This is a genomic window from Rhodococcus sp. P4_F3_2 (genome assembly GCF_056401335.1).
In genome coordinates this window covers 39,934-57,833 of sequence record NZ_JBFUJN010000015.1, presented here as the reverse complement: position 1 = coordinate 57,833, position 17,900 = coordinate 39,934, and the positions used below count along the sequence as shown (strand labels likewise).

General features: G+C 62.6%; 16 protein-coding genes. 1 reads left to right on the top strand and 15 read right to left on the bottom strand.

The window, feature by feature from the left end:
* Position 1 precedes the first annotated feature (1 nt).
* From AC1DWA_RS17810 to AC1DWA_RS17790, 5 genes are all read right to left on the bottom strand, one after another.
* Positions 2 to 1,198 carry a CaiB/BaiF CoA transferase family protein gene (locus AC1DWA_RS17810; protein ID WP_020970874.1) on the bottom strand — a complete coding sequence of 399 codons (1,197 nt, stop codon included), beginning with the start codon at positions 1,196 to 1,198 and terminating at the stop codon, positions 2 to 4.
* Between the two features lie 72 nt (positions 1,199 to 1,270).
* Positions 1,271 to 2,011, bottom strand: a complete 741-nt coding sequence (fabG, locus tag AC1DWA_RS17805; protein WP_477846484.1) for a 3-oxoacyl-ACP reductase FabG — start codon at positions 2,009 to 2,011, stop codon at positions 1,271 to 1,273.
* Positions 2,012 to 2,053: 42 nt separating this feature from the next.
* Entirely contained in the window at positions 2,054 to 3,220 is a 1,167-nt protein-coding gene (locus AC1DWA_RS17800) for an acyl-CoA dehydrogenase family protein (RefSeq protein WP_477916867.1), read from the bottom strand.
* A gap of 120 nt (positions 3,221 to 3,340) precedes the next feature.
* Positions 3,341 to 4,861: an acyl-CoA synthetase gene (locus tag AC1DWA_RS17795; protein ID WP_021345618.1), complete on the bottom strand. Its 1,521-nt coding sequence runs from the start codon at positions 4,859 to 4,861 to the stop codon at positions 3,341 to 3,343.
* Positions 4,862 to 4,905: 44 nt separating this feature from the next.
* Complete coding sequence (locus AC1DWA_RS17790; RefSeq protein WP_019745417.1) at positions 4,906 to 5,703, bottom strand: enoyl-CoA hydratase; 798 nt, start codon at positions 5,701 to 5,703, stop codon at positions 4,906 to 4,908.
* A 109-nt stretch (positions 5,704 to 5,812) separates the two neighbouring features.
* On the opposite strand from AC1DWA_RS17790, the gene AC1DWA_RS17785 reads away from it, so the two are divergent.
* Positions 5,813 to 7,243, top strand: a complete 1,431-nt coding sequence (locus tag AC1DWA_RS17785) for a coniferyl aldehyde dehydrogenase (protein ID WP_019745418.1) — start codon at positions 5,813 to 5,815, stop codon at positions 7,241 to 7,243.
* 36 nt (positions 7,244 to 7,279) lie between these two features.
* Here the strand turns inward: AC1DWA_RS17785 and AC1DWA_RS17780 are convergent, their stop codons facing one another.
* Genes AC1DWA_RS17780 through AC1DWA_RS17735 form a run of 10 tightly spaced genes read right to left on the bottom strand, consistent with a single transcriptional unit; the run spans position 7,280 to position 17,865 of the window.
* The gene (locus AC1DWA_RS17780; RefSeq protein WP_416315814.1) at positions 7,280 to 9,202 is read right to left on the bottom strand and encodes an SEC-C domain-containing protein; all 1,923 of its coding nucleotides are present in this window, start codon (positions 9,200 to 9,202) and stop codon (positions 7,280 to 7,282) included.
* Between the two features lie 35 nt (positions 9,203 to 9,237).
* Positions 9,238 to 11,160, bottom strand: coding sequence for an SEC-C domain-containing protein (locus AC1DWA_RS17775; protein WP_141488349.1), 1,923 nt, complete (start codon positions 11,158 to 11,160; stop codon positions 9,238 to 9,240).
* 18 nt (positions 11,161 to 11,178) lie between these two features.
* Entirely contained in the window at positions 11,179 to 11,856 is a 678-nt protein-coding gene (locus AC1DWA_RS17770) for a GAP family protein (protein ID WP_019745421.1), read from the bottom strand.
* Between the two features lie 49 nt (positions 11,857 to 11,905).
* The gene (locus AC1DWA_RS17765) at positions 11,906 to 13,459 is read right to left on the bottom strand and encodes an acetolactate synthase large subunit (protein ID WP_264613382.1); all 1,554 of its coding nucleotides are present in this window, start codon (positions 13,457 to 13,459) and stop codon (positions 11,906 to 11,908) included.
* A gap of 5 nt (positions 13,460 to 13,464) precedes the next feature.
* Positions 13,465 to 14,205: an enoyl-CoA hydratase/isomerase family protein gene (locus AC1DWA_RS17760; RefSeq protein ID WP_477846481.1), complete on the bottom strand. Its 741-nt coding sequence runs from the start codon at positions 14,203 to 14,205 to the stop codon at positions 13,465 to 13,467.
* Between the two features lie 52 nt (positions 14,206 to 14,257).
* Positions 14,258 to 15,832 (bottom strand): polyamine aminopropyltransferase, encoded by a 1,575-nt coding sequence (locus AC1DWA_RS17755; protein WP_141488346.1) that lies wholly within the window; start codon positions 15,830 to 15,832, stop codon positions 14,258 to 14,260.
* On the bottom strand, positions 15,832 to 16,335 hold the full coding sequence (locus AC1DWA_RS17750) for a DUF350 domain-containing protein (protein WP_019745424.1): 504 nt from the start codon (positions 16,333 to 16,335) through the stop codon (positions 15,832 to 15,834). The genes AC1DWA_RS17755 and AC1DWA_RS17750 overlap by 1 nt, the downstream gene beginning before the upstream one ends.
* A complete protein-coding gene (locus tag AC1DWA_RS17745) occupies positions 16,332 to 16,709 on the bottom strand; it encodes a DUF4247 domain-containing protein (RefSeq protein ID WP_044480673.1) in 378 nt (125 codons plus the stop codon). Before AC1DWA_RS17745 ends, AC1DWA_RS17750 begins: the two co-directional genes overlap by 4 nt.
* Positions 16,710 to 16,735: 26 nt before the next feature.
* The gene (locus AC1DWA_RS17740; protein WP_019745426.1) at positions 16,736 to 17,236 is read right to left on the bottom strand and encodes a DUF2617 family protein; all 501 of its coding nucleotides are present in this window, start codon (positions 17,234 to 17,236) and stop codon (positions 16,736 to 16,738) included.
* A complete protein-coding gene (locus AC1DWA_RS17735) occupies positions 17,233 to 17,865 on the bottom strand; it encodes a DUF4178 domain-containing protein (RefSeq protein ID WP_019745427.1) in 633 nt (210 codons plus the stop codon). The genes AC1DWA_RS17740 and AC1DWA_RS17735 overlap by 4 nt, the downstream gene beginning before the upstream one ends.
* Positions 17,866 to 17,900: the final 35 nt, after the last annotated feature.

Genomic DNA, 17,900 nt, shown 5'->3' with positions numbered 1-17,900 from the left:
GTCAACCGATCGATCCGTCGCGGCGAAGGTCCGCGATCTGGTCGCCCGTACGCCCCAACTCGGCCAGTAGAGAATCCGTCTGCTGGCCGAGGGCCGGAACGTCACCCATGCGCATTTCGACGTCCGAGTACGTCATCGGAGGCAGCACGGCATCGATCGGTCCGTTTTCGGTGCCCACGGACCTCCACCTGGCACGCTTCTCCAACTGCGGATGTTCCAGTAGACCTGCCATGTCGTTGAGTGCAGCGGCCGGGACACCGGCGGCGGCAAGGCGTTGATCCAGATCTGCCGTCAAATACAGACGAGTCAGGGAACCCACCAATTCGTCTACCTCGCCGCGATTTTCGACGCGCACGATGTTGGTGGAAAAGCGCGGATGGTCGACCAGATCCTCTCGCTCGAACACGTCCACCATCAGTGCACGCCATCCACGATCGTTCTGGACGCCGATCAGGATCTCGCCGTCGGCCGTGGGATACGAATCGTAGGGAACGATCGCCGCATGGCCGAGCCCGACCCGCGGAATCTGCTTTCCTGCATACATTTTCATGTACATCGGATGCCCGAGCCACTCGACGGTGGAATCGAACATCGAGACCTCGACGAGCGCTCCCTTACCCGTTCGCTCTCTACGGAACAGGGCGCTCAGAATCGAAGTCAGCGCGTACATTCCAGCGGCGATGTCCGAGACCGGGATACCCGTCTTGGTGGCCGTCTCCGGTGTGCCTGTCACGGAGATCATTCCGGTCTCGGCTTGGACCAGCATGTCGTACGCCTTGCGCTCACGCCGTGGGCCGGCACTGCCGTATCCGGACATATCGATCACGATGAGCTGTGGGAACTTCTCGCGCAGTTCCTCCGCGCCGAACCCCAGTCGCGCAGCTGCGTCAGGTGCCAGATTCTGTAGGAACACATCGGCTCGCGCGACAAGATCGAGAACGATTTGCCGGCCGGATTCCGACTTCACGTCGACAGCGATCGATTCCTTGGAACGGTTGAGCCACACGAAGTGTGACGCCTGACCATGAACCGCCCGGTCGTAGTGACGCGCAAAATCGCCCTCGCCGACGCGTTCTATCTTGATCACCCGCGCACCCATGTCCGCGAGATGCCTGGTGGCGAGCGGTGCCGCCACCGCCTGTTCGAGTGCAACCACGGTGATTCCGTCGAGCGGAAGATCCGAGTTCGGCTGTCCCATGTCAGTAGTCACCCCAGAAGTTTTACACCCAGAAGTTTTACACTCTGAATTCTTGCACTCGAACAGGACGGGTCAGATGTGGCGGCCGCCGGTGATCTCGAGAACCGTGCCCGTCATGTAGCTCGAGAGGTCGCTCGCGAGGAACAGTACAACCGAAGCAACCTCCGAGGGCTCGGCCGCACGCCCCATCGGGATCTCGGCAAGCTTCTCGTTCCAGATCCGTTCGGGCATTGCCTCGGTCATCGCCGTGCGGACAAGTCCGGGCTGAACGGCGTTGACGCGAACGTTCTTGAACGCGACCTCCTTTGCCGCGGCCTTCGTCAGACCGACGATGCCGGCCTTGGCGGCCGAGTAGTTGGTCTGCCCGAGCATGCCCACCTTGCCGGAGATCGACGAGATGTTCACGATTGCGCCCGTCTCACGCTCGCGCATGCGGGCGGCGGCAGCGCGTGTTCCGTTCCAGGCACCCTTGAGGTGAACGGCGATCACGTCGTCGAAGTCCTGCTCGGTCATCTTCCGCATCGTGGCGTCGCGCGTCATGCCGGCGTTGTTGACCATGACATCGACTGGGCCGAAAGCACTTTCGGCCAGATCGAGCATGGCCTCGACCTGTCCGGAATCACGCACGTCGCAGGAAGCGAAACGGGCGACCGACTCTCCACCGAGTTCGGCGACCGCAACCGTTCCGACGGTTTCGTTGATGTCGCCGAGAACGACGGTCGCGCCTTCCTTGATGAAGGTGCGCGCAATTTCGAGCCCGATGCCCTGCGCTCCGCCGGTCACTACCGCAACCTTGCCGTCCAACAATCCCATGTCCACTCCGTTCGTGAGGTTAAAGCTCGTCAGGTAAAGGTGTCAGCGCTGGTTTTGCTTTTTCGCTTGCGCCACGAGCCCACCGCCGAGAATCAGTCGCTGGATCTCGCTGGTTCCCTCGTACAGGCGCAACAGGCGAACTTCACGGTAGATGCGTTCGACCGGCACACCGCGCATGTACCCGTTGCCACCGTGGATCTGCACGGCGAGATCCGCGACCTTGCCCACCATCTCGGTGCAGAAAAGCTTTGCCGCCGAGGGGCCGAGACGTCGATCCTCACCGCTGACGTACCGCGCAGCCACCTCACGCACCATCGCACGCCCGGCCATGACACCGGCCTGCTGGTCAGCCAGCATCGCTTGAACCAGCTGGAAGTCACCGATAGCGGTGCCGCCCTGTTCCGTGACCACGGAGAACGCGACAGATTCGTCGAGCGCTCGCTGTGCTGCTCCCACCGAGAGCGCCGCGATATGGACTCGTCCGCGCGCGAGAGACGTCATCGCTGCGCGGTATCCGGTGTCCTGGTCGCCACCGACGAGGGCCGACTCGGGAACCCGGACGTTGTCGAAGGTGACCTCGGAGGTCCAAGCACCTTCCTGACCCATCTTCTTGTCCTTGGGACCAACTGTGACTCCTGGCGCGTCAGCCGGAACCAGGAAGACTGCAATTCCCGGACCATCGGAATCCGCCGGGCGAGTGCGCGCGAACACCACGAACAGCTGTGCCAGTGGAGCATTGGTGATGAACCGCTTGTTGCCGTCGATCACCCATTCGGATCCGTCCAGAACGGCCTTGGTCCGGAGGCCGGCCGGGTTTGAGCCCGCGCCGGGTTCGGTGAGAGCAAAGGAAGCCACGACGTCGCCGGAGGCGATGCGCTCGAGCCACTGAGCCTTCTGCTCGTCGGTACCGAAGCCGACCAGCACCTGCCCGGCAATTCCGTTGTTGGTACCGAACATCGAACGCAGCGCCAGGGACGTGTAGCCGAATTCCATTGCCAGTTCGACGTCTTGGGTGAGGTCGAGTCCGAGCCCACCCCATTCCTGAGGAATCRCGTAGCCGAACAGCCCGATGGCTGCGGCCTTCTTGCGTATGTCCTCAGGAATGGCGTCGGTGTCGGCAATCTCCTGCTCACGCGGAACTACTTCCTTACGGATGAACTCCCGCGCAGTCGCCAAGATATCTGCGAAGTCATCTGCATCGACCTGCATTCCCACCACTCACCTTGCTGTTTCCGAAGTCCATGCCGTCCTCCGAAGTCAATACCGTGAGGCAATCGGAGTCAAAGACCTGAAAACGAACCGAAGGTAAGGCAGAACCTATAGCAGGTGTCAGACGGTGCGCAGTTCCCGCTTGAGCAGCTTTCCGCTCTGATTTCGCGGGAGTTCGGCCACGAAACGCACGTGCTTGGGGACCTTGAACGGGGCAATTCGCTCCTTGACGTGGGCAATCAACGCCTCAGGCGTCAACTCGTCGTTGCCGTCCTTGAGCACGACGATCGCGGTGACGGCCTCGATCCACTTCTCGTCGGGCGTACCGATCACGGCAACTTCTGCCACAGCCGGGTGTGTGTAGACCGCATCTTCGACCTCGCGCGACGCCACCAAGATGCCGCCGGTGTTGATGACGTCCTTGATTCGGTCGACGACCGTGATGAACCCTTCTTCGTCCCGCACGACAAGATCGCCCGAATGGAACCAGCCGTCGCGGAAGGCGTCGGCGGTGGCTTCCGGATTTTCCCAGTAGCCGTTGCACAGCTGCGGTGAGCGGTAGAGAACCTCACCGGACTCACCGTCGGCAACGTCGTTTCCGTCGGCGTCGACGACACGGGTTTCGACGAAGAACACCGCTCGCCCGCAAGAAGACGGACGATCAGCATGCTCGCCGGGCTGGAGAACTGTTGCCAGCGGACCGATTTCGGACTGGCCGAAGCAGTTGTAGAAGCCGATGTCCGGGTAACGCTCACGCAGACGATTGAGCACCGTGACCGGCATGATCGAGGCGCCGTACTGCGCCTTCTTGAGCGAAGACAGATCGCGGGTCTCGAGGTCCGGATGGTTGGCCAACGGTACCCACACGGTCGGGGCCAGGAACAGCGATCCGATCTTTTCTGCTTCGACGCGGCGCAGGATCTCCGGGATGTCCGGCGCCTGCATCAGACTGACCGTCGCACCGACGGACAGGTACGGCAGCATGAAGACGTGCATGCCCGCGGAGTGGTACATCGGCATGCAGATCAGCGGGTTGTCGTTCTTGTCGAGCCCGAGCGCGATCACCGAGGACACGTACTCGTGAACCAGTGCGCTATGAGACATCATGGCGCCCTTGGGCTTCGAGGTTGTGCCCGAGGTGTACAGCAGTTGCGCCAGATCCGTCGACGTCGCACGCGGTTCGAAAACAGGCACCTCGCCGGCCTCGCTGATCGTGACCACCGACAGTTCCGCGTCCCGCAGTGCGATCACGTGGTCGAGATCGAGGTCGGAGCGAACCGAGTCGAGCGTCGACGCCAATGCCGGATCCACCAACACCGCGCGGGCGCCTGACTGCGCCACGAGGTACCGGAGTTCCTCCCCCTTGAGTGCGTAATTGACCGGAACATGCACCAAACCTGCTCGCGCACAGGCAAGGAATCCGATTGCATAGGCGTCGGAGTTGGTTCCGTATGCCGCGACGCGGTCGCCGTGTTCGAGGCCCAGACCGAGCAAGTGGGCCGCGACCCGCGTCACCGCGTCGTCGAGTTCGCGGTAGGTGCGAGTGCGATCTTCGAAGACGACGGCTACGCGGTCGGGGTACTTGGCTGCCGAGCGCCGAAGCACTCCGTCGACGGTGTTGGTGCGTGGATCCAGGCTCATTCGCTCAGGTTATAGGACGTCCAACTAATCCGGAAGAGCGATCGTTACTTATTGCGCCATTCAGGCTTTCGCTTGTCCACAAAAGCTTGCATACCTTCTTGAGCGTCGCAGGTCACGGCATTGGTTGCCATCGTTTCCGCCATCGCCTCGTACGCCTGGGCTTGCGGCAGATCGATCTGGTGATAAAACGCTTGCTTACCGATCTTCACCGTCAGGGGGCTGGCCGTCGTGATCTTGCCGGCCAGTTCGCGCACCTCTCGGTCCAGGTCTTCGGGCGCGACGACGAAGTTCACCAGACCCCAGTCCGCAGCGGTGTCGGCGTCGATCGTCTGCCCGGTGAGCAACATCTGCATCGAGCGCTTGCGCCCTACTGCCCTGCTCAGGGCCACCATGGGCGTCGAGCAGAACAGTCCGATCTTGACGCCGGGAGTACCGAAGACAGCGTTCGACGCAGCAACAACCAGATCACACGACGCGGCCAGTTGGCAGCCCGCCGCGATAGCCGGGCCCTGTACTGCGGCAATCACCGGCTGCGGAATCCGCTGTACGGTCTCCATCATCTCGGTACAGCCGTCGAAGATCGCCCGCTCGTCTTCGAGGGTTCTCCCGATCATCTCCGTCAGATCGTGGCCGGCGGAGAACACCGGGCCTTCGGCGCGCACGATCACGACCCGCACGCGCTCGTCTGCAGACAATTCGAGAAGGGCAGCCGTCACCTCGCGCATGGTCTCCGCCGAGAGCGGATTGCGCCGCGCCGGCCGATCGAGCGTCAGGAATCCGAGTCCCACCGACTCCTCGACGGAAATCTTCACTGCAGTGTTTTCTACCTGTGTCTGCGACATGTGTTCTCTCTACCAATCGAATCCGTCCCGGTCAACGAGACGAAAGGGGCATCTGTTCGCGCCGCGTCGATACGGTCCGGTCAATACTTCGCCACTACGAGGAGTGCCCATGAGCACCGATGCCGCCGTCACCACCGATCTCGAAGAGATTCTGCGGGCCCAGCAGGAAGCAACTCGCGCCGCTGGTCTTCCGTCCGCGCAGACACGACGCGAGCGCATCCAACGCGTCGTCGATCTTCTGGTGGCAAACCACAAGGATCTGACCGAAGCGATCAACGAAGACTTCGGCGGCCGAATCCCGGCCTACTCGGTGATGAATGACGTTCTGGGATCCATGGTTTCACTCAAGCACGTTCGTGATTCGCTCGAAGAGTGGATGATTCGCTCACCGAGAGCCACCGGGGCGATGCAGGATCAGCTGGGTGCCACGGCGTACGTGTCGTACCAGCCGAAGGGTTCGATCGGCATCATCGGAACCTGGAATGCTCCCCTTTTCACTCTCCTGAGCCCGCTCGCCTGCGCCCTCGGAGCGGGAAATCGCGCCGTTCTCAAACCGTCGGAGATCGTGCCGAACACTGCGGCGGTCCTGGCCGAGGCGGCGCGTCGAACGCTCGACCCCGTGGAGGTCGCGGTGGTGACAGGTGGACCGGAGGTCGCTGATCTGCTGACGTCGCTGCCTTTCGACCACCTCGTCTTCACCGGCAGCACAACCGTCGGAAAGCTGGTCATGGCCAATGCTGCGAAGAACCTGGTGCCGGTCACCCTCGAACTCGGCGGCAAGTCACCGAGCGTCTTGAGCCGCAGTGCCGATATCAGCTCTGCTGCATCACGTTTGGCCATCGCGAAGTCGACCAATGCCGGCCAACTCTGCGTCTCTCCCGACCTGATCTACGTCCCGCGCGAGAACACAGAAGCGTTCATCGACGCGTTCACCGATCAGTTCACCGGACTGTTCCCCACGATCGCCGACAACAAAGACATGGTCTCGATAGTCAGCGATCGTCACCTCGCACGCATCGAGGGGTACATCGCGGACGCGGAAGAGCGGGGGGCACGAATCATCACCGTTCCCGACGAAGAACTCTCCGCAGACACTCGTCGCCGCCCACTGCGAATCGTGGTCGACCCTCCGACCGACGCGCAGATCATGAAGGAGGAGATCTTCGGACCGGCCGTCGTGATCCTGCCGTACGACCAACTCGACAGCGTCGTCGCCGACATCAACTCACGGCCGAAACCGTTGGCGCTGTATTACTTCGGAACCGACCTGGACGAGAAGGAATCCGTACTCGAACGCACCGTCTCGGGCGGCGTCACCATCAACGACGCGATGTCACACCCGGGCCTGAGCGACGCACCCTTCGGCGGCGTCGGAGCTTCGGGTATCGGGCACTACCACGGCCGCGAGGGTTTCCTCGAGTTCAGTCACGCCCGAACGGTATTCGAAGCAGCGCAGCATGACCCGCGCGGTGAATGGGGAATGCTCCCGCCGTACGGTGAGGGTTTCGAGCAGATGATGTTGGCTCAGGTCACGCCCTGAGGCCTCCGGCCCCGTGCGCCTTTTTGGTAGTGCACGCTACCGGAAAGGCGCACCGGCAAGGCCGCGGCTGAGGAACTCCACCAGCTGACCCGGTTCGGTATCCACCGACTCGATCAGTTGGATCAGTTCCTTCTTGTCCTCTGCTGCAAGCGGTTCGATGCCACCGAAGGTGCGCATCGTGGAGCCGGCGGGGAGAACGCGTGCACAGACGAGCGTGCCCGGCTCGAGATTGACTGAGCCCCACTCGTCCGTGACCTTCACCAGATGCCCGTTGCGGACGTCACTGAGAGTGACCGACTGCCCCGGTTCCGTCGAGGCAACCTTGTAGACCGAGCGCGGAATCGACAACCACTGATCGGCCAGTTCGCGTTCGTCGGCAGGAAGCAGTCCTCCGCGCCGCTCGACAAATGCCGCGAAAATACCGGCATCGAACAAGGCAGCGTCGACGGCCAATCCGCCTTCGACGGCCAACGTCAGTGCTTCTTCGCTGTTGAACTGCTCGGCACGGATGAGCGCAAGATCGAACACGGCGTCGAAGTACTCCGGTGTGCGCGAGAACAACTGAGCCTTGACGTAGAGCCAGTTGGCCCGATCATCGAACGTCACCTCGGACTTGCCCAGATGGCAGACCTTGAACTTGCGACCGGAACCGCACCAGCACTTGTCATTTCGGCCGAGTTCGGGGTGCTCGGCCGGGGCATAGCGCTGAAGAACCTCGTGCAGAACCTCGGACTCGCCACCCTCGATCCGACCGAGAAGTGCCAGCGCGCGGGTCACGTCGCTGCGATCGGCCGCCAGTAGTGCCAGATCGAAGATCGCGGGAGTCCAGTCGGGATCGAGATCGTGCGCCGTTTCGTACGACGCCTCAGCGACAAGGATCTTGCCGAGACGATCCGAAGCCTTGCCTGCCAGCCAATGCGCTGCCGGCTTGACACGACGCGACCCTTTCTCGGCGAGAGCAGTTGCAACAGAATGCAATACGGAATCATGATCGTCGAGTTCGGACAACAGCTCCAACGCTGCCGCAGCCGCGGGCGGCTCGGCGATGCCGGCGAAGGTCTGCGGATCCTCCTTGATCTGCTTGCGCGCCCAGTCCGAGACATCCTCGACGGCTTCGGCTTTCGCGGCCATGACCACATCGACGAAGGCAATCACCGAGGCGGCTTCTTCCGGGTGCAGGTTCTCCCGAACCTCGAGCATGCGGGCTCGGTTCGCCAGGTGGTATGCCTCGAAATCGAATCCGTCGACCGCAACGTAATCACCGTCGCGGACGTAACCTGCCGCCTCGAGCATTTCGCCCAGCGGTGCGGTGGGCTGACGGAACAGCGACGGCTCGTCGAGCATCAATTGCCAGACAATGGCATCGAGGGTGTCAGCACCGATGTCTGCGAGGACCGTCCCCAGGCTCTCGCCGAATCCGGGTGCGGGATCCAGTACCTCGGGGATGGTGCAGAGCGTCAGCTCACGGTCAGCGACGAACAGTCCGATCAAATCGCCCGCAGAACATTCGGCGAGAGTATCGGTGTCGAGGAGAAAACCCTCGTCGTGCGGGAACTCCGGATCTTCGATCCCACGATCAGCCAACAGGTCGTCGTCGATCCCGCGGTGCACGACGCTGATGCCATGAATCTCGTCGTCGTCACGATCGAGGAACACCCGCAGCATCATCAGATCAGGGTTCGCGTCGAGAACGCCGGACTTTATTTCGGCTTCGGTGAGCCGATGGGTCAGCACTCGATGCTCGAACAACGTGTCGAGTGCGGCGTACCGCTCCTCACTCAAGTAGCCGAGCAGTGGGTCCTCGACGTACTCGACGAATTCGGCCATGTCGTCGGCTGTACCGTGGCCGGCATCGGCCAACAGGGTGCCCCAGTCCGCCGCTGTCTGCGGGCCGTGCTCACGCAACAACTCCATCGCGGCTTCGGCGATCAAGTCATTGGCATCCATCGGTTCGTTCACCTATCCAACTTTAACGGGGTCGACTCGATACATCGTCACCGGTCATCGGTCGAGTGATCGGCGCCTCCACGCGACTCGCGGACCAGTTCTTCGGCGTCGAGTTCCTCGGAAGCGAGAACCTCGAGTACCCTCGCAGCCTGCGATTCCGAGGACATGACGACTACGCCCACCGCAAGCGCACCAGTGGGGGCCGTCAGGAGCCTGGCACTGATCAGGTCGCCGGGCTTTCCTTCGACCGGGTGACCAACGGTGACGGTTTCCTCGGACACACGATCGAGCAGCACGACGCCGGTGTCGGAAGTTTCGATCACCTCGTACACCGACCTCCGGACCCCGAGCCACTGTGCGGCTGTCACTACTTCCGCCTCGGGAAGTAGTTCGCTGCGTCTGGCCAGGAAGTCGGCAAAGATCCCACCCTCGAACAGAGCCACGTCCAGTGCCGAGCCGTCGAAGATCGTGGCGGCGATCAGTTCGTCCTCGGAGAGATTCGCGTTTTCGAGATCGTCGAGCCCGGTCACGACGTCGACGAATTCGGAGGCAAACGCAAACAGGCACGCCTTCTTGTACAACCAGCGACCATCTGCCTTGACCGATTCATCGGCCTTTCCGAGGTGGCAGACCTTGTACTTGCGGCCGGAACCGCACCAACACTTGTCGTTTCGCCCGAGTTCCGGGTGATCGACTGGGACGAAGTCCTGCAGTACGGCGTAGAGATTCTCTTCACTTCCGCCGTCGATCCGCCCGAGTAGTGACAGCGCCCGGGTCGCGTCGCCGCGGTCCGACGCGAACTGAGCCAGCTCGAACAAGGCCGGACCCCAACCGGATTCGGCAAGGAGCGCTTTCTCGTAGTGCGCCTCCGCTTCGAGGACGCGCCCCAGCCGATCGACGGCCTTACCGGCGAGCCAATGAGCCGCCGCCCTGACCGACCGTGGCCCTCGCTCGGCCAGTTCGGACGCAAGCGCTTCGAGGATTGCGTCGGTCACCGGGTCCTGATTCCGAAATCCGAGATCGAACACGGCCACTGCAGCACCCGGATCTGCCAGTGAGACAAAGAAGTCCGGGGCGGCGCTGACGTGACGGCGAGCCCAGTCCACGATGTCGAAGTCGGCGATGACGGCATCGGTGTATCCGCGGTCCGCCAGATCGACAAATGCAACAGCAGCGACGGCCTCGTCGTGGGTCAGGTCGTAGGTACTGGCGACCAAAGCTGTCCGAATCTGCAGGTCGTAGGCATCGAAGTCGAATCCCCGCCGAGCCAGTAGTTCACGCTCGTGCTCGTAACCTGCCGCCTCGAAGATCTCACCCAGCGGCGCAACAGGAACCGTGAAGAGAGACGGATCCTCGAGCAGGAGTTGCCAGCACACCGAATCCAGGGCCTCGACTCCGTCCTCCTCGAAGAGTTCGCCGAGCGCCGGAGCAAGATCGGGTTCGTCCTCGATCTCGACCAGACGAAACGCAAGTCTTCCGTCTTCGACTGCCAGGCCGATGAGATCACCGTCGGCGCACTCGCCGAGGGTTCCGGCTGGAAGAACCACAACTCGTCGACTCCGGAAGGGAGCAGCTCCACGTTCCACGGCCGCTTCTTCCGCCAGGGCCACCCGGATCGCCCCGTCCTCGCCGTCGCCGTCGCCGTCGCCGAATGCCAAGATCGGCTCCAGGTCGGGGCTCGCGTCGAGGATGTCGGACGCAATCTCGAGCTCACTTAGCCGGTGACTGAACACGAGCCCTTCGAGGACCGTGTCGAGGGCGACGTACTTTCCGTTGGGCAGGTACCCGAGCATCGGTTCGGACAGATACTCGAGCACGTCGGCCAACTCGGTCGCAGTTCCGTACTCCTCGAGATGGGTCGCCCACTCTTCGAGACTCAGCGGGCCTTGCTCGCGCAGAACAGCCAAAGCAGCGGAGGCAATGGAACCAGCAGCGTCGGAACCAGCGGTTTCGTCGTCGAAATCAGTCACCCGCCAATGGTAGGCGACTTATTGCAGTCCACTGAGCCCCTCGCCCAGCACGGTCGCACCGAGGATTGCCAGGATGACCGTCATCATCACTGCGTTGTTCGCGGTCATCCATGACTTCGCTGATGCGAGGATCTCGTCGGCTCGCTTGCCGGAGAACACCTTGACCAGGATCGGCGACGCGATGCCGACGCTCGCGATGACCGTGAAGATCACCGCGGCAACAATCTGTTGGGCAACAACATTCGTGGCGACCGCGATAGTGGCCGCACCGGATACCGCCAGCGCTGCATTTTTGGGATTGACCGCCGCGGACAAGAACGCCAACCCGAACGCCTTCCGCGGAGTCAACCCGTCGATGCTCTTCATCCACTTCGGAACTGTCGGATCACTTCCGTCCCTCGGACGCGCTCGCCACTGCTTGTACGCCAATCCGAACAGAACGAGCCCCAACACGATTCGTACGACGCTCGACCACACCGAAGTCTGCGACGACTCCGACTCCGCAAACGAATAGTCCGCGATCACGATCGTCACCGCAACGACTGCCGAGATTCCGAGGACCCACCCGAGTAGAAAAGATGCCGCCCCTCGATGTGCTCCAGCGGTGATCATGACGAGCACGATCACCGCCATGGGCATCGAGACGAAAAGCAAGCCGAGGGCAATCGGAAGAGACAGACCGATCGCAGCTAGCACCGAAAACCTCCAGTTGAATGCACGATCGACGATCGATTCGAGGTCGAAATCACGACGGCGGAGGCAGCATGACCTCGATGAGATGCGGGCCGGGTTCCGCCAGCGCTGCGGCAAACTGTTCGGCCAACTCCTCCGCTGTGTTCGCCCGCGACGCGGGCACTCCCAACCCCTCGGAGATCTTGACGTAGTCCATGTTCGGAGACGACAGATCCAACATCGACTGTGCGACGACGCCGCCACCTTCTGCGCCGACTCGTTGCAGTTCGCCACGCAGAATGGCGTACGCGCGATTGTTGAGCAGAATCGTCGTGACGTTCAACTGTTCTCGCGCCTGCGTCCACAACGCCGTGATGGTGTACATCGCGCTTCCGTCGGCTTCGAGATTGATCACCGGCCGCTCCGGCGCTGCCACAGCGGCTCCCGTCGCCACCGGAATGCCCTGGCCGATGGCACCTCCGGTGAGCGTGAGCACGTCGTGGCGCGGCGCTCCGGCAAGGGCAATCGGGATCGCCCAACCGGAAGTGGCCGCCTCGTCGGAGATGATGGCGTCGTCCGGCAGCAGGGCCCCGATCACGTCGGCCCAATTTCGCACGTCGAGAGGCCCACTCGGCAGCGACGGCCGATTTGCCTCCTGCAGAACGGGTTCCACTCCGGGTGCCACGAGTTCCGCCACTGCTTCCAACGCGCCGACAACGTCGTCGCTGACATTCGCCAGCGTTGTCACCGCGGCGCCGTCCGGGACCAGATCGCTCGGTTTTCCGGGATACGCAAAGAACGAGACCGGCGAAACCGCGCCGGCCAGGACGAGCTGAGTTGTTCCGCGAAGTTGTTCGGTGGCGTGCTCGGCGAAGTATCCCAAGCGCTCGAATGACGGTAGTCCCGCACCGCGTTGAAGCCTGGCCGGAAAGGTCTCGACCAGAATCTGTGCACCGGTCGCGACTGCAATTCGGGAAGCGGCGCGCAGTCCGGCTTCGGAACACGCTGCGCCGCCCAGCAGTAGCGTGGCGCGCCCCTCGGCATTGAGCGCGCCTACCACCGAGTCGATCTGTGCTGCAGTTACTTCCGCCCGCCCCGGTATGTCTCGAGGACCCGCAAGAACTCCACCTTCGCTCCACGAGACGTCGGCGGGGAGGACAAGTGTGGCAATGCGTCCGGGCGGATCCATGGAGGCGGCAACGGCGTCGGCCGCATCGCTACCGACGGTCGCGGTGGAGTCGGAACGTCGACTCCATCCCTCCAGCCACTCGGTCAGCGCGTCGATATTCGATTCGAGTGGAGCGTCGAAACCGTGGTGGTAGGTCGCGTGGTCCCCGACGATGTTCACGATGGGGGTGTGGGCGCGGCGCGCGTTGTGAAGGTTCGCCAGTCCGTTCGCCATTCCGGGGCCGAGGTGAAGCAGCGTCGCGGCAGGCTTTCCGGCGATACGCGCGTACCCGTCCGCGGCACCGGTGACGGCGCCCTCGAACAAGCCGAGTACCGCACGCATCTGGGGAACGGAATCGAGTGCGGCAACAAAATGCATCTCGGACGTTCCGGGATTGCCGAAGCACACCTCGACACCCGAGTCGACCAAGCTCTGGATAAGCGATTGTGCACCATTCATTTCGGTCACCTCTTCTTCATGAAAGCTGCGAAGGCTTCTTGCGCTTCGTCGGATCGCCGCCGTCTCGCGAAATGATCCGACTCCACGTCGATGGTTTCCAGCAGGACATCGAGATGTGGGCGGCGGAGGAGCATCTTCGTCAGCGTCACCGATTCAGCCGGGGAGTCTGCAATGCGCACCGCGCGCTCCAATGCCACGTCGAGCGCGGTCTCGGCCTCCACAACGCGATTGATCAGGCCGGCTTCGGCAGCCTCCTCCGCCCCGAACATTTCTCCGAGCATCAGTAGTTCCGTTGCCCGCTTGAGCCCCGCGATCTGCGGCAACAGGTAACTCGATCCGCCCTCGGGCGAGAGCCCGAGCGGAACGAACGGCAATCGGAATCGTGTACCTCGCCCCGCGAATGCCAAGTCGCAGTGCAACAACATCGTGGTGCCGATTCCGACTGCAAACCCTTCGACCGCTGCGACAATCGGTTTGCGTGCGGTGACGAGTGCGATCAGCAGGTCTTTGGCCTCGCCGCCGTCTTTCCCGGCAGTGTCCTGGAAACTTCCGATGTCGTTGCCGCTGGTGAAGACACCACCGGCGCCCGTCAGCACCGAAACCCGCACTGCGTCATCGTCGTCAGACTCCAGGATCGCGTTCGTGAGCTCGCGGTAAGTCTTCGCGTCGAGCGCGTTGCGCCTCTCCTGGCGGTCCATCGTGAGCAACCGGACTCCCGGTGCGTGCTCCTCGATCCGAACAGTCATCCGTACCTCCGTCGTGGCCGAGAGTCTCGATTCAAGCTACTCGGTCGGGAGTTCAGCGTTCATAGCCCTTGCGCATATCGTCGACGATGCGCGGCCGGTCGAGTGTTGACGGCTCCAACTCCCGCCTCGGGCGATCGCGAGGAAACACCGAGGCCGACGCCAGGGTGGGCTCGTCGAGGAACCGCAGGTTCGGCACATCAGCGGGCAGACGAAGCTCGGGCGGCGTGGAACCTCTTTGCGCGAGCACGTATCCCCAGTCACCGAAGCTCGGCACGAAAACGTGATAGGGCGAGACGCTCAGTCCGACAGCCGATACCGTCGACACCGTTCTCCAGTACGCATCCGGTGTCGAGTACGGACTGCCGGACTGGACGACCATCAGCCCGCCCGGATTCATCGCGGCAGCGGCAAGTCCGTAGAACTCCATCGAATACAAGCGGCCAAGTGCGGGGGTGTCAGGATCCGGGAGGTCGACGATGACCGCATCGAAGCCTGGATCCGGACGCTCGCGCAACCACCGAAACGCGTCGTCGAGTACGACGTCCACCCGTGGATCCTCGAGTGCTCCCGCGTTCAGATCACGAAGACGCGTGTTGGCCAACTCGATGACTGCCGGATCGAGTTCCACCTGAACTATCTGCTCGACGCTGTTCATTCGCAGCACTTCTCGTGCAGCGAGGCCGTCACCTCCGCCCAGAATCAGCACGCGCCGCGGGTCGTTGACCAGGGCCGGATACACCAGCGACTCGGTATACCGATGCTCGTCGACACTGGAGAACTGCAGGTCTCCGTCGAGGAACAGTCGCACGTCGTTTCCCCGCTCGGTGACGACGATTTCCTGGTACACCGATCGCTCGGCGGCCACCACGGGATCGGTGTAGAGCCGCTGCCTCGACGTGGTCTCGATGTCCGAGGCCGCGATCAGCAGCCACCCGATCAAGCTCGCCGCCAACAGCATTGCGACGACGGCGATCAATCGTGCACGCAGGCTGAGCTGCCACCGAAGAAGTATCAGCGCGACAACTGCCGCAGCCACGAGATTGATCATGCCGGTGAGTGCGGCACCGCGAATCATGCCCGCCCACGGCAACAATACGAACGGCCACAGGAGGCCGCCGATCAGCGCGCCGAGATAGTCGGCTGCATTGAGGTTGGCCAATACCTTTCCGGTGCTCTGTGCGTCGTTGTCGCTGCGACCGGACTGCAACAGCGTCATCAGCAGAGGCACTTCGGCACCCACGAGGATACCGATCAGCGCGGTCGCAGCCACCAGAACTGCTGCGCTGGAACCGAAGAACGTGAAGGTCACGTACAGCGTGACGGCACTGAATCCGCCGATCAGCCCGAGCAGGATTTCGACGGTCACAAACGAGATGGCCGCATGCCCCAACAGCGGTTTGGCGGCCAGCGCTCCGATACCCAGCGCCGCAACAAATCCCGCGACGATCAACGACGTCTGGGTGATGCCGCCGCCGGTCAGACTCACGCTGAGCGTCAACAGGGCCAGCTCGTAGATCAGGCCGCACGCCGCGCACGCGGCAACAGCCGCAAGGAGAAGCACGCGTGCGCGTGAGCCGAGCATCGTCGAACGCTCGGCAACTTTCAGATCGCGATCAGCGGCAACCATCAGGTGAGCGCTGCGGCGTTCACCAAACCGATGGACAACAAGCTCACACCCACCGCCCACGCGGCGCCGCACATCTTCGGATCCTGCACCAGTGCAACCAACTTGCCGGGAAGGAATGCGTTCATCAAACGCAGCGCGATCGCTTGCAACACGATCGCGAACAGTCCGTACACCGCGGAGTCGGCGAGTCCCTGGGCAAAGCCGTCCGAACTGGTCAGGATTGCCGTCACCACGATGATCGCCAGCGCAAGATGGTTGGAAGCCAACAGAATCGCAGCGTTCGGGTTCTTGTCGACGTAAACCTGGTGGCGGAGATTTCCGGGTGTCATAAGGTCGAGGACCAGGAATCCCGTCGCCAGAACCGCTACGCCGACGACGAAGTAGGCGAGGGTGCCGAGAACGCCCCCGACGAGCAATGCCGGATCCACCGTTCCGATCTCGACGGAAGTGGATGCAAAGATGTTCGTCACGCCGTTCTCCTTCTCATTGAGCACTACCGTCATTTGGCACTACCCGAGCCGCCGCTGCCACTACTTCCACCCGCCGGGGATCCCGGGTTGAAGCCCGGTCCCAGGTACGCGTATCCGCCGCTGCGATACGTGCCGTCGATGTCCTCTACCTTGATGGTGCTGCCACCGCCCGAAGCCGAACTGACAGTGACGATGTCATCGTCGTAGCGCAGGTATTCGTTGCCGCCGTCAGCACTTCGCGCCGCTGGTTCGTCCGCGTCGACAATCCGTGAGACGGTCGTGCCCACTGGATCTTTCGACGAGTACAACACGACGTCGCCATCCTGGGACGTCTTGGAATAGTTGTCCGCGATGAAGTCTTTGGCTCCACCACCGCACGCCGACAACATAATTGCGGCTGCCACCATCACCGGAGCAAACCACGTCCGCCCCCTCACGGGCGCCACCTACTGCGCGTCTTCACGATCACTCCTGTCCCCTCCCCCGGGTACAAATGCCAACTCTGCCAACTCCACCCCTGGCGGTCTCGCACGCCACACAACGCGGTCAACGCTGTGTCGTCGCCGGGAAAGGATCCGCAGATCCAACCGTCCTGGCCGGCGGACTCTCTCAACGATGCAGCTTCCGAATCGAATTCGACTCGGTCCAGGATCAGCGACGAAGACTCGAACCGGTAGTTTCCCGTGGACTCCACTGCCGGCAAGGGTTCACCGCCGGCGGCAAGAGCATCGCACGAAACCTGCTCGGTCAGTTCCTTTCCCGACGCCCGGGCCGTCACCACGTGAGATGCCCCGAGCACTCCGAGTGTCAACGTCGCATCGGAGGTTTCGATCACCAACTCGGCGAGGGTCGGCGGCGAGGGAGCTCCCAGCACCAACCCCAGTGCCGAGGCATTCACGTCGGTCGGTTCCACATCGAGTCGATACAGACTCATTCCGGTGGGCCCGAGTGGATGACGGTGAGTTCGCTGCGGGTGACCGCCCGTCCCGTGGAAACCTCCCACGACTGTCCGCGCGCCCACTTCTCGAATGCGATCAGCCCGGTCTTGTCGGCGGTCGCGTAGTCCGCGTATTCCATCGAGCCGGAAGGGGCCGTACCCGTCGTACCCTCGGCCGTGAACTTCGCCGTTCCACTTTCGATCTTGCGGTGAACCTTGTCGTCGAGAATGACGTCGCCGTTCGGGACCAGGTTGGTTCCTTCTCGACGCATCCAGAGAGTCATCTCCAGTTCGCCCTCGTCGTCCTCCACTGTCAGCCAACGACGACCGGTCGACCCGTCGAGAAGGTGCTCACGCCAGATGTATCCCTCTTCGTCGAGCGTGATGGTCCCTCGAACAACGTGGTCGATACCCGCGTACGTGATGATGTCGCCGACCCCGATCTTGTGGGGGTCGTACACCTCGGGATAGTCGGCGAGCGGGTCCACGCGAGCATTCGGCTTGCCCTGGCGTCCACGCAGGACCACAAACGCGACGGCAGCGATCACTACGAGTATCAGGACAACTATCAGCACGTTGGTCAACGGTTTCTCCGAAATCGTCTCGGCAGGGTTGCCGCGGGCCATACCCTACCGATCCGTTCTCAGCCTTTTCGGATGAG